This is a genomic window from Pseudomonas sp. Lz4W (assembly GCF_000346225.2).
In the GTDB taxonomy this organism is placed as follows: domain Bacteria; phylum Pseudomonadota; class Gammaproteobacteria; order Pseudomonadales; family Pseudomonadaceae; genus Aquipseudomonas; species Aquipseudomonas paraversuta.
Genome location: NZ_CP017432.1, coordinates 2,857,382 through 2,870,261, shown reverse-complemented (window position 1 = coordinate 2,870,261; position 12,880 = coordinate 2,857,382). Strand labels below are relative to the sequence as shown.

Below are 12,880 nucleotides of genomic sequence, written 5' to 3'. Positions count from 1 at the left end.
TATTTTTAAACTAAGGAATATTGATGCCTTTGGATAGTGCAGTGCGTGGTCGTTGGTCAGTACTCGAATATCTGGGCCGGCCGGCCAACTCTCGGAAAGTGCTCATAGTCGGTTGTGGCACCACTCCCCAGCACGTAACCATGGGAAGCGGTGCAATGACGATACCTGGCATTGCCTGCTCTCTGGGTAGGGCCCACAGTAGAGACTTTACTTTGGACGTTAGCGCTGATGCGGGTGCTGATCTGGTCATTGATCTGGTAACGTTTCAGGGGACCGAGTTAGGCCAGTATGGCTACGGAAGATTTGATCAAGTTGATTTTGAGTATCTTAATCGCGGGCCGGCTCAGCCCTTTTCGGATCAGCATATACGTTTGTGGATCGATGCAGCTGACAAACTTTTGAAACCAGGCGGAAAGACTGTTTTTTATTCTGGTTCCACTCAGTACAGGAATGTAGCCAAAAGCAGAATGGTCGAACTTGGCTACCGATGTGCTGAGGAGACATTAAAGCCTGATGGTACTCCAGGAAATAAGTACGGGCATATATTCTGTTATGGAGTAAAAAAAGGGCGTTAAAGCGAGTCTGTTAAGAAGTATGCATTAAATCTGCGAAGTACCTCTGCCACTGCAAATTCCCGTGTTAAGACTTCAGCGGCCTGACCAGCTCGGGCCCCTGGTTTTTCACATTCCCCACCGCGTTTCCCACCGAGTACCAATCAAAGTCCTTCGTTGGCTGGCAACAGGTCAACGCCAACGCTTTAGCTTTTTTTTGGTCAAGGTCGTTATGGAAAGTGGACGCTTGGCGCTACGGAAAACAACTGGTCGGCCTAAGCGCTGCGTATCAATTGGAGTTAGCGAATATGGCCAATGCAAACTCAGCAGTGGTCCTCGAGGAGCAAGATAAACGCTTTGCCCTGGAGCATTGGCTGGCAGCCAGCGACCAAGCCCGTTACCGAGCCCTGACCGATGAACAAACCAAACAGGCACGCCTGCGTGATCGCCTTGCTACTGCTGACCTGCGGCTGTCAGTCCAGCTCGACGCCATCGGCTCAAATGGTAGTGGAGGAGTGCAAGCCACCACCGGCGCCGGCGGCGTTATGGACGTCAGCAAGCGGCCAATAGCTGGCCCGCAAATGTATTCACAGCGGCCTTTCAGAAGCAGCTGGGAGTGAAGTCCATGCAATTACGTAAAAGGTCCAACCGGCACTGTGCTGAGTCAGTCCGAGGCCGGTTAGTTCCTTCCTGTGTTTGCGGCCTTGGGGCACAGGAAAAGTGCACAAGGCTTCTGTGTGCATGGTCCGAAAACTGGAGACTCAAATCAGCAGATGGGGCTCCAGGTCCAACCCAATTGAACGGCTCATTGCTTAACTTGGTAGTAGCGGGCAGGGATCCCCCAGATCACCAGTACAGTGGCCAGTACACAGACGGCACTGAGCATGTACAGGGCAGGCGTTGCACTACCCGTCAGGTCTTTGATCCGCCCTACCATGAAGGGGGCGATAATTCCGCCCAATTGGCCCAATGAGTTGATCAAGGCGATCCCGGCTGCGGCCGCCAGCCCTGTGAGAAAACGCGGTGGAATGGTCCAGAAAATCGGCATCCAGGCAATGATCCCGGTGAGAATCATGCTCATCCCAGCCATCAGGGGCAACAGCTGACCAGGAAACCAAGCGCAGAGTAAATACCCCCCAGCAGTCAATGACGCGCAACCGGCCATATGCCAGCGACGTTCGCCACGTTTGTCCGAGCTGCTGCCAATCAGCAGGTTTCCTACCGCCGCGATCAGATACGGGATCATAGTCAACAAGCCAATATCGAAGGTATCCGCCACCCCGGCGCTTTTGATCAATTGCGGCATCCAGAACAATAAGCCGGTCAAGGCCATGACCAGGCAAAGGTAAATGGCCGACATCACGTAGGTGACCGGGTGCTTCCAGATATCCGAAAAGCGGCTGGAGGAATCAGGTTTGGGCTCGCTCGCCATACGCTCAAGCAGCACGCGCTTTTCGTCTGCCGTTAGCCACGACGCATCTTCGATCTTGTCACTCAACAGCCACAGCACCACAACGCCTAGTACTATCGAAGGCAAACCTTCAAGCAGGAACAGCCACTTCCACCCTGCCATGCCATACATCCCGTCGAAATGCCCCAGAATGAAGCCCGCCAAGGGGCCTCCGACGATTCCGCACAGGCAGATCGAGCTCTTGAAATAGGCATTGACCCGACCCCGGCGATTACCTGGATACCACTGGGTAAAGTAGTACAGTACGCCCGGCACAAACCCTGCTTCCATTACACCAATAAGAAAACGCAGGGTATAGAACCAGAACTCGTCGCTCACAAACATCATGCACGCCGAGGCAATGCCCCAACTCACCATGATCCTCGCAATCCAGACCCGGGCACCGATCTTGTGAAGCAGAATATTGCTCGGTACTTCAAACAGAAAGTAGCCGACAAAAAACAGGCTCGCGCCAAGACCATAAACGGTGTCGCTGAATCCCAAATCACTTTGCATCTGTAATTTGGCGAAGCTGATATTGACGCGATCCAGGTAAGCAAACAGGAAACAAATAATAAACAGCGGTATGATCCGCCAGTTCACTTTGCGGTATAGGACATCGTCCAGCAATTCGACCCGCGATTGCGCGCTCGAGAGGGTTTCAGCAGTCATGGTGCACCTATTGGTTATTGTTTTTAAGGTGTTGCACAGAGCATGAGAGTGCCACTGCACCTGCCTTTACGCGCAAAGCGACAGGTGCCCTTGTAGAAACATTCCGAACGATCGCCGGCCTTGTCTGCCTTCGTGCGACCACCTTTAACCCCCCCACTGAAAAAATCTTAGGGTTGTGGGTCGGACCGCCTGATCGTCTACTTTCTGCTGGTGAATTTGGTCTCGGCTGGCAGCGCTATCCAAGTAACCCGAACTTTGCCCGATTGTTGTAGGCGGTTCTTCAGAAACCGCGTGGGCGTTACTGTATTTTTTCCAAAGGCTGCTGCCTAATGACACTTGCTGATTGAGTGATAACTTTTAGTCATCCCCGATGCTGTCATCCTGGATAACCATAATGTTTGGACAAGTAGGAGTCCTGTTACAAGGGGAGGGTGGTGTCGACCTGTCTTGTAGTCCGGTCAGGCTGCTTTCGGCCGATCCTGTTGTAAAGTCGGCCTTGGGTTCCACGGCAGAGGCGTATGCAATCCGAGATTGAAATCCTTACTTTTGACTGAGGCTCTCAGCCTCAGATTTCTCGTCGCCGCGTGCAGAAACGGAGTTCTCACCGGTCGATTTCCGGGCGTTTTCAACACTATCGGCCATGAGCAGGCATCAGCGAACGCTGATGCTAAGCGTCCTTTTTCAGGCGCGCGAACACCTCATCACATGCCTCTCTCCAAGCCAGCATTGCCCCATTCTTTCGAAGCTTTTCTAACCCGGCGTAAGTGTAGGTACCAGGTGTTGCAATACTACCGCCCAGAACTTCCAGGCTGACGTCAGGTTGGTGCCGTGCACTGGACAGACAATCCTGCATATTGCCCATCACCAACTGTGCTGCCTGTTCATGGGAGAGGCCCTTCCCGGTAAACCACTCCTGAAGATCACCGAGGAAGAAATAAAACCAGCCGTTCATGCACGCCGCAACGGTGGCGAGCTCAAATGCGTCCTCCTGGTCGATCACGACCAATGATCCAAGGGCGCCGAGCAAGCGCTCATGAGGCTGGCCGCCTGGGGTCAAGACAACAGTTGATTGGTTGATCTGAGCGGCATAGGACAGCATCGCCCGCACGTGCCGAGCTTTGGGAAAGCTTTGTTCCAGCTCGCTGATACTCATACCCGCTACGAGTGAAACCAGCGTCTGTTCGGGCTTGAGTCGTACCTCATTGGCAAGTTGCTCAACAGCATCGGGTCGCACGCCCAGAAATAACAGGTCGCTGTCATCGACCACACCCTGGTTGTTCTGCGCAATCTCACAGGCCCAGAGCCTGCATAGCTCTCGGGCACGATCATTGTTGCGCGGTGAAAGCAAAACCCTCCCGGAAAATCCGCTTCGGCGCAAACCAATAACGATCTTCTCCGTCAGTTCGCCAACACCCAGAATTCCAATGTTCAGCACGCTACCTTCTCCTGTGTTGAGCAAATAGAGAGTGTCTCACGATAACTGGGTGGCAGCCTGCCCCGGAGGGCCAGTCGACCCAAAGCCTTCATCTCTGGCCAATCATGAAACGCTGCCCAGAGCACCTGGACATCTTCAGCCCTCTGCCGCTGACCTCGTACTCAAGCAAAATTACAGCTTCACCCAAGCCAGTCGCTCACTCGGCATGGGCGAGTCGTCTCTGCGGGGAGCGGATCCGGGCTTGTCGGCATTACTGGGTTGTAATCGCGCAGCCGCAGCGATCGCATGCTTAACCCCGCCTGCGACAACGGTATCCAAAGTCTGATCCAGAACAGGTACACGCGGTGCCTGACCGGCCCTTTCGCCTGCGGGCGCCAAGTCTCTGGCCGCGCATTCTGTGGTCGTGCGCTAAGTCCTTGATTTATAAATCACTACTTGTTTCTGAATGTTTCAGGTGGTTGTGCGGTCATTATCGCCATGTTTGAGAGATTAGTGGTGCTAAACGTATTTTTACCGAGTTTTATCACTGGATATAACGGCTTATATGGTGAAAAAAGCTGCCCGACAGTTCTTATACTGCGGGCGGCGTCCGTACACCCGGGCAGCACAACAAATCGCACTGATTTGCGCTGCTGCCCAGAGCGAGTCGTTCCATGGAAAGAAGAGGCCGGCACTGCATCTCTATTTCCATGCATCTAATAAGTCTAAGAATGAGAAATAGTTTAATGAATAAACAATCGATCCAGATTGCCCTTGCTTACATGTCCGTCGTGATTGGTGGTGGTTTTGCCTCCGGGCAGGAGGTACTCCAGTTTTTCACCGGCTATGGGCTTATAGGTATTGTCGGCACTCTGGTAAGCGGCCTGATGTTTGCCTTCCTCGGCATGCAGATCGCTCGAATGAGTTCGAAGATGCAGGCGAGCTCGCACAAGGAGGTTCTCTACATTCTGTTCGGTGCGCGCATCGGCCTGGTCGTCGATGTGGTGCTGTCCTTCTTCCTGTACGGCGTCGGTGTAGTGATGCTGGCCGGCAGCGGTTCGATCTTTGCCCAGCAGTACGATCTGCCGCCCTTGTTCGGTGGCGTATTGATGACGGTATTGGTGATCGCCACGTTGTGCATGAACGTGAAGCGAATCATCGACCTGATCAGCGCGGTAATGCCTTTCCTGTTGGCGATGGTGCTTATCATCACCACTTACTCGATCTTCAGTTACAACGCCCCGATCGAGACCCTCGACGCGGTTGCCCGTGAGAACAACGAAACAGTTTCTGGCAATTGGTTTGTGGGCGCCTTGCTGTACGCGTCTTTCAACATCGCCGTAGGCTTCCCGATGCTGGCTGTCATTGGTGGCATGACCAAGCAACCCAAGGCTGCCGCACTGGGTGGCGTACTCGGTGGTCTCGGTCTGGGTGCGTTGATCCTGCTGTTGAACATCGGCCTGTTTGCCAACATCAACCAGCTGGAAGGCATCGAAATGCCTTCCCTGGCACTGGCAGGGCGTATCTCGCCGATCCTTTCGGTGGTGATGTCGGTGGCACTGGTTTGCATGGTCTACAGCACGGCGGTGGGGATGTTCTTTGCATTCAGCGCCCGCTTCGCCAAGCCTGAAACCAGCCGCTTCAAGTTGATTAGCGCAGTCACGGTATGCATAGGCCTGGCCTTGAGCCTGGGTGGCTTCAGCAAGCTGGTAGGCACTGTTTACCCACTGTTGGGCTATGTCGGCTTCGCCCTGATTCTCGCTATTTGCTTCAACTGGCTACGCAGCCGCTCCATTGCCAAGGCGCAAAAAGCTGCGCTGGAAGCTGTTTCCTGACCCTTGAACCTGTGGGCAATCGTTCGCAGGCACGGCAGTAGATCCAGCGCTGACCCTTTGATTGAACCCCGCCTCGAGCGGGGTTTTTATTGCCTGGAGATTTCCAAAGGCCGACATCGCCATTTTTCCACCCTGCGAATGCCACGTCTAAGACCTGCAGGCGGCCGAGCACTGTATTTACTGCATTCGATGGAAATACTTAATGGTAGTAACGGCGACCTGCCGGCGATGTGTCGTGTTGTGCAAAACCCTCAGAAAGAATTTGTCCGCCAATTCACTAAATGAATCAAAGAACATTAAGTTGAAGTATTGTCGATCCACTATATGTTCCAGGCGGTTTACGTCCCTTGTAAGAAGCCTTTATCCATACCGGGCTGGAACCTCGAACATCGAGTGTTGCAGAAGAGCCGCCGTCGGCGATACCCAGTACAACTGTACCCGCGCCTGTCAAATCTACTTCTCCCTGATTGGGGATCTGCAGGCTGACGGTAGTGTTTTCGCTGCACTCGATATAAGTATAAGCCCCGCCTGCATTAACTTCAGTGGTTGTACCCCTTAAATATATGCTGGTCGCAGTTGCTGAGCATGTGACTGGCGGTGGGATGGGAGGGGTCGTCGCAATATCGTATGAGAGCTGGAACCAACCATAGCTTCCGGGCTTCAAACAACGGAAGTCGAGAGATTCACGAGTTGTCACAGGTGCACTGACCCGATTTATGGAAGCACCCACCAGGCTTTGAAGTGTGGCTCTTGCCTCTGCTTCAGTACGGCATATGAAATTAAGACGAGGGCAACCTGATGTGCCAGTCGTGTTGCATTCAAAAAAAGCGTAGGGGCGCGAAAGTTTGAAGAACTGATAACCCGGCACGGGATTGTTACTATTAATATCCCTGATCTCACCACTCATGATGTCGATGGATAAGATGGTTCCGGTACATAAACCTGCTCTCATTGGTTTTCCACACCCAGGCCCTGTTTCAGACACCCGAATGATAGCTGCCGTTGACTGTTGAGGGGCGAGCAGCAGCATGATTAATACGGCATTCAGGATTGATAGATACATGAGCTTCCTTGGTTTTTAAGCAATCGATAATCAGTGTTGCGTACCTGTTTAATAGTTCTCGGTGCCCTATCGAATTTCGAGTGGAATGTTGTTCAAATTTCAAATAGCAGTTTGCGCTGCGCTGATCAAACCGCGCTCAATATGTTGTCGAGATATCACGTCCGGCTCACCTTGCATGTCGCTCCGTAGCGGCAAGGGGCGGCTGCCAATTATACGAGTCAGGTGAGCACAAGGATCCGAGACAATTCTTTAGACAGGGCAAGGTATTTCTTGATTGACATAGGGAGCTACCGATCGTGCTTCAAACATCAGCATTGCAGAGGCTGTCTGAAAAAACCGGGTTCTGGCACTGCAGAACCAGGCGCGAAAGCGCCACTCTTTCACGAGTAGATCATTCGCCAAATTCTGCTCACCAACATAGCGCCTTGTCACAGCAGAATTTCGCTGTGCCTGCTGACTCCTGCCCGAAAGTCAGGGCTGTCCTGAATCAGGTTCTTGCGGTTGACCGGGAGCATGGGTATGGGTTTTGTATCCAGTTTTCGAATACAGCGATCGGCATCGGTTTAGCACACAAAAACCCCTGACCAAACTGGACTCCCATCCCATACAGCTGATCGTGCTGAGCTGCGGTTTCAATACCCTCCACTACCAGATGCATGCCCATTTCGGCGGCCAGCGCTACAGTGTGGCGAATGGCTGCAATGTACCGGCCGGGACCATCGATAAATCGGGTGAATTCTTCAGCCAGTTTGATTTCACTGAACGGTACCTGGCAAAGGCGCAAGAGTGACGAATAGCCCGTTCCGAAGTCATCAATTGACAGCCGTACACCTAAATGATGCAGGCGAATCAGTTGTTTAACGCTGGTAGCGCAAGCTTCGCCGGCCCCGTCCTCGGTGATTTCGAAGGTGAGGGACGAGAGTGGCAGCGCGTGCTGGCGCAAGCGGGTCTCCAGGCGTTCGATGAGTGCATCACTCATCAATTGATCAAGAGACAGGTTGAATGCCATGCCTATGAATCTGCCTTGTTCCAGTAGCTTTAGCTGAAAGGCCAGGCTCTGCTCCAACAATTCGAATAGCAGTGTATCGAGCCATTTTTCACGGGCCATCAGTGCAATGAAGGTTGCTGGATTGAGTACGCCATACAGAGGGTGATGCCAGCGTGCCAGGACTTCCACCGAGTCGACCTGACCAGTGTGCAAATCGAATTTGGGTTGTAGGTACGCATTGAACTCTCTGCGTAGAAGACCACGTTTTACCTCCCCGGCACTGGGCAGTCGGGCTGGTTTTTTCGGAGCGCTTGAACTGTCCGGCCGGTTTTGCAGAGCTTGCTTTGGTTGGTAGGTGTGGCTCGCAACGAGCGCGTGCAATGAGGTTTTTTGCATGGTGGGGCAGCCTGAATGGGTATGCCTCTGAGCCTAAGCGACCTCACCCTGGCGACACGAAAGACGAATCTGTATTTTTGCCGAGATTTTTCTGGAACTGCGCGCAGATAACTCTCGGCGCCAGCCCGGAACATCAGCTCGGTCGCAGTGCCTGGTTGATTGCCTCCAGTGACTGCATCAGGGTCGTCACAGCTTCAAGTGTATTAATGGACATCATTCCATCAGCGCACAGTTCTTCGACCTCAATGCATTGTTCCAGTAGTCCTGAGTGGTTGAGCATGTACGCGGTGCCTTTGAGCTTGTGCGCAACGCGTTCCATTTCCTTCAGGTCTTCCTTGTCCAATGCACGTTGCAAGGCTTCGAGTTCGCTGTTGTTGCTTTCGATCACCTGTTCGGCCAAGGCCGCGTGGATAGTGCTCGTCGACGACGGCAAATTTTTGAGTTGTTGCTCGTCTGTGTCGAGCTTGGGGATCCAGCGGTTCAGGTCGGCCAGGGTGATTGGCTTGGTCAGCGCATGATCCATACCGCTGGCCAGGCAGCGCTCAAGCGCTTCGCGTTGGGCATCGGCGGTCAGTCCAATGATGATGCACGGGCGAACGCCCCGGGATTGCTCCAGCCGGCGGATGCTTTGGGTCATTTCGATACCGCTCATCTGCGGCATGTTGGCATCGGTGAGCACAATGTCGATTTCATTTTCTTGCCACATCGCCAGGCCTTCAAGGCCATTGCTGGCGGTTACCACACGATGACCCAGGTAGGAGAGTTGCTGGTACAACAGGTACTGGCTCGGCAGGTGGTCCTCGACAATCAATAGGGTCAAGGCTACATCGAGGCTTTTGTCCGCAGTCGACCCGGACACCGGGGAAGTGACATGGGTCTCGGCACTGACGCACTCAAGCACTATGCTGAATGTCATCTGAGTGCCGAACTTCGTATCGCTTTCTACCTCCAGATGCCCCCCCATAAAGTTGCTTAGCTCTTTACAGATTGCCAGGCCCAGGCCAGCGCCAGCATTGGGATCGTTGATCGCATCCCGGGTAATAAAGAAGGGGTTGAATATCTGATCAATTTGCGCCGCCGGGATGCCAACCCCGGTGTCGCTCACGCTTATAACAACCTGTAGAGAGGTTTTGCTCGCGGGGCTGACCTGGCAACGAATTTCGATGCCACCCTGTTCGGTGAACTTGATCGCATTGCTCAGGAGGTTGGAGATGATTTGTTTGACCTTCAGCGCGTCCACCCAAACCAGCTCCGTGGCCAGCGGGGCGATGTCCAGGCGCAAGTACAAGCGTTTCTGCCGGGCCAGGCCGGAAAATACATTGCTTGTCGATTCCAGTAGTTCCTTGATGCGGGTGGGTTCAGGCGACAGGCTAAGCTTTCCTGATTCGATGCGCGATATGTCCAGAATGCTGCCGATCAGGGCTAACAGGTGATTCGCTGACTCGTAGGCTATGTGTACGGACTGCGTGTTGAGTTCGGCGTTGTCCTTGCGAGTGAGCACCAGTTCCAGCATGCCGATGATAGCGTTGAGGGGGGTGCGGATTTCGTGGCTCATGGTGGCCAGGAAGACTGATTTGCTTCGGCTGGCCTTTTCCGCGGACTCCTTGGCGACCTGCAGTTCGTCCAGCAGTAATTGTCGCTGCTCAAGGTCGTGACGTTTTCTCAGAATGCGACGGCGTTGAACCACAATCAGCAGGCCGGCTACCACCAGCAGGGCGCCCAATACCTCGAAAGATCTCCAGATACTAGAGGCGATTCCTTCCCAGTACTTTTCATCGGTAGCTGAATTGGCGCGCCAGAGTCCGATGATCTGCAGGTTCTTGCGCGGAGGGATTTCAATCATGGCCTTGTTGATGATCGAGATCAGTTCCGGATGGTTTCCAGGGGCGGCGAACACGATTTTTGCATCCTCAACATTGAGGATGCCGCCGATTTTCAGGCTTGATTCGTATTTGTAGGAGAGGTAGTAGCGCGCTACGTTGGCAGGTGCCAGGACAAAATCAGCTTTACCGTCACGGACAAGATTGAACGCCTCGCCCATGGTTTCGGTATTGACTATCCGTACATGGGGATATTGCCGGGCAATCAGCGCATTTTGCAGATAGCCTTTTGCAACTGCTACGGGTGCAGTGCTTTGTGCTTCCAGCTGAGCTTGATCATTGCGGCGCATCACAAACAGGTAGGGCGCGACAGCCAGAGTTCGGGTATGCAGATATGACAGTGAAGACTCACTGGGCTCTGTCAAGATGCCAAGACTTGCCTTGCCAGTGTTCAGCAAAGCGTTGACTTCGCTCAACGAGCTGACACGGATAATCTTGAGGTGAATATCGGTCTTTCGCCGAATGATGCCCAATAAATCTGAAGCAATGCCATTCAAGCGACCATTGCTGTTGAAAAAAGCGTAAGGGGCAAGATCTTCACTGATCGCAATGTTGACTACCCCGGCATTGCTGATCCAGGTGCGTTCCGCGTTGCTGAGGTGCAGGCGAAAATCACTTAGATCACCACTCTCAAAGTCGCCCCAGAAATACTGGGCATTGTTCATCTGGCGATGCGTGATACTTCCCAGCCCGCGGTTCAGGAGGCCAGCCAGTACCGGATTGTTGGCTGCAAGGGCAAAAGAAAGATCCACCTTGGGCAGGCGCGTGCTCTGGTTGATTTCAAACTGCACACTGAATAGCTGGCTGGACAGGTAGTAGGTCGAGAGCGTGTCACCGAGGTAGACGTCATTATCACCGGTCAGTACCGATGCCATCGCTGCAAGGGGGGTGGCATACATGATGAAAGCCCCCTGGCCGCCGTTGCGCCTGTACATCGAGAGCGCAGCGCTGTTGGCCACAGCGATGCGCAATTTGGGGTCACTGATGCTGTATTCGTGAAGATCCCCCCCGTCTGCGAAGAGGGCCAGCTCTGACTGCCCGTAAGGTGGCGTAAGTTGCACGCCAAAATGGCTGGCCTCCTGCGAGGTGGCGGTGGCCACCAGATCTATCTGCCCCTGACGCAGGGCGTCAAAGGCGGCATTGGCCGTGGTGAACGGGCGCACCTTGATCTCGATCGCCAGTTCGCTCTGCAAAGCAGCCAGGTAATCCGCGGTAAGTCCTTCAAAGCTATTGTGTTCACTAAAGATGCGGTACGGCGGCAAGGAATCACTGGTCACGCCGACTATCAGCGCTTGCTTTTGATCGAGCCAGGCCCGCTCAACATCGTCGGGCTGGACTTTAATGTTATCCAGTTGTTGTCGCGCGGTGGGCTGTAGATCGCCCGTCTCGGACCTGACCGGCATACAGGACAAAATAGTGAGTAGAACGAAGGCGCCGAGTCGGGATATTGTCGATTTCACGTCAAGGTCAAATAAGGTTGTGCTGTTTGGCAATGTTCGCCAACTCGACCACTGAGGTCACGCTGAGTTTCATCAGAAGGTTGACCTTGTGGCCGCTGACCGTCTTGCTACTAAGGTTGAGTTTGGCTGCGATGTCACGGTTGGAGTAGCCCTCGGCCAGCAACTTCAGGATCTGCATCTCGCGATCTGTAAGATTGCCCAGGTCGCCCGCGGTAACTGTTTGAGCACCGCCAGAGTAGATCGGCATGGCATCCCTTGGAAATAACACATAGCCATCGGCGATGGTATTGATCGCCTTGATCAGTTGGCTAATAGGTTCGTGTTTGCTCACAAATCCACTCGCTCCGGCTTGAAAGCAGCGAGTGGCATAAGCCTCTTTCATCTGTGAGGTGAATACGAGCACCCGGGTATCGAGTTTTTCCCGGGCGATTCGTTGTAACACCGTAAGCCCGTCCATTTTTTCAAGACTTATATCCAGAATTACCAGGTCTGGCTTAAGGGAATCGATCATTTGCAAGGCATCGACCCCATCGGCCGTCTCGCCAACGGTCTCGAACCCGATCTCATCGAGAGCGTTACGGATGGCCATGCAAATAACCGGATGATCATCGACGATCAATACTGTCTTACTCATGAATCTTGACTCACCTGTGGGCATGCATCGGGAGGACAACTATGACTGGCTACAGCAACCGCTCAACCCGCTCAGTCTGAACAAGACTTGGCTGAGCATTTTCGAATTTTCCGGGTATATAAAATATTACATTTTGTTACATGGGGGATTATTGCAGGAGCCGCCCCGATGGTCACCAAGCTTTGTGCTGCTGATCGGCGAGAGCATTCTTGCCTGCAAGCAAGATATTTCTGGCTGGCGCGCAGGCACCTTGAATGCATCAGCACGAGTCAGCGCAACAAAAGAAACTGTCCAGTAGACGCTAGCTGATTTGTGCCGGGACGCTATCTTTTCCCGGTGCAGGCTGCGCGCAAGGGTAGAGGCATTAAGACTGCGCCTGTAACAGTCCCCGCTTTGTCTATCGGGCATGCCGGGGCGCTCAATAAACGGTGCAGGGCGAAAGTCCGTGAGGCTTCACTTCTGGGGCTCTGCAAGCCGCCTCCGGCTCTGGTGTGTTTTATAATTTGCGCGAATGAGTTTATCAAAGCAGGTTGTTGT

Annotated in this window: 10 protein-coding genes; 4 read left to right on the top strand and 6 right to left on the bottom strand. The window is 53.4% G+C overall.

Going from position 1 to position 12,880, the window contains the following annotated elements:
• The first annotated feature begins 23 nt into the window (after positions 1-23).
• On the top strand, positions 24-575 hold the full coding sequence (locus B195_RS13080; RefSeq protein ID WP_037001850.1) for a hypothetical protein: 552 nt from the start codon (positions 24-26) through the stop codon (positions 573-575).
• A gap of 215 nt (positions 576-790) precedes the next feature.
• Positions 791-1,171, top strand: coding sequence for a hypothetical protein (locus B195_RS23240; RefSeq protein ID WP_369826234.1), 381 nt, complete (start codon positions 791-793; stop codon positions 1,169-1,171).
• A 185-nt stretch (positions 1,172-1,356) separates the two neighbouring features.
• Here the strand turns inward: B195_RS23240 and B195_RS13070 are convergent, their stop codons facing one another.
• Positions 1,357-2,673 carry an MFS transporter gene (locus B195_RS13070; protein ID WP_003446089.1) on the bottom strand — a complete coding sequence of 439 codons (1,317 nt, stop codon included), beginning with the start codon at positions 2,671-2,673 and terminating at the stop codon, positions 1,357-1,359.
• 667 nt (positions 2,674-3,340) lie between these two features.
• Positions 3,341-4,108, bottom strand: coding sequence for an NAD(P)-binding domain-containing protein (locus B195_RS13065; protein ID WP_003446087.1), 768 nt, complete (start codon positions 4,106-4,108; stop codon positions 3,341-3,343).
• Between the two features lie 725 nt (positions 4,109-4,833).
• On the opposite strand from B195_RS13065, the gene B195_RS13055 reads away from it, so the two are divergent.
• On the top strand, positions 4,834-5,922 hold the full coding sequence (locus B195_RS13055; protein ID WP_003446085.1) for a hypothetical protein: 1,089 nt from the start codon (positions 4,834-4,836) through the stop codon (positions 5,920-5,922).
• A 286-nt stretch (positions 5,923-6,208) separates the two neighbouring features.
• Here B195_RS13055 and B195_RS22880 read toward each other — a convergent pair whose 3' ends face one another.
• The 4 genes from B195_RS22880 to B195_RS13040 form a co-directional block, all read right to left on the bottom strand.
• A complete protein-coding gene (locus tag B195_RS22880; protein WP_148666179.1) occupies positions 6,209-6,985 on the bottom strand; it encodes a hypothetical protein in 777 nt (258 codons plus the stop codon).
• A 487-nt stretch (positions 6,986-7,472) separates the two neighbouring features.
• On the bottom strand, positions 7,473-8,369 hold the full coding sequence (locus B195_RS13050) for an EAL domain-containing protein (RefSeq protein ID WP_003446084.1): 897 nt from the start codon (positions 8,367-8,369) through the stop codon (positions 7,473-7,475).
• 133 nt (positions 8,370-8,502) lie between these two features.
• Positions 8,503-11,652, bottom strand: coding sequence for a transporter substrate-binding domain-containing protein (locus B195_RS13045; protein ID WP_003446075.1), 3,150 nt, complete (start codon positions 11,650-11,652; stop codon positions 8,503-8,505).
• A 64-nt stretch (positions 11,653-11,716) separates the two neighbouring features.
• Complete coding sequence (locus B195_RS13040) at positions 11,717-12,343, bottom strand: response regulator transcription factor (RefSeq protein ID WP_003446074.1); 627 nt, start codon at positions 12,341-12,343, stop codon at positions 11,717-11,719.
• On the opposite strand from B195_RS13040, the gene B195_RS13035 reads away from it, so the two are divergent.
• Entirely contained in the window at positions 12,342-12,641 is a 300-nt protein-coding gene (locus B195_RS13035; RefSeq protein WP_037001848.1) for a hypothetical protein, read from the top strand. The two genes, B195_RS13040 and B195_RS13035, sit on opposite strands and share 2 nt — an antisense overlap.
• Positions 12,642-12,880: the final 239 nt, after the last annotated feature.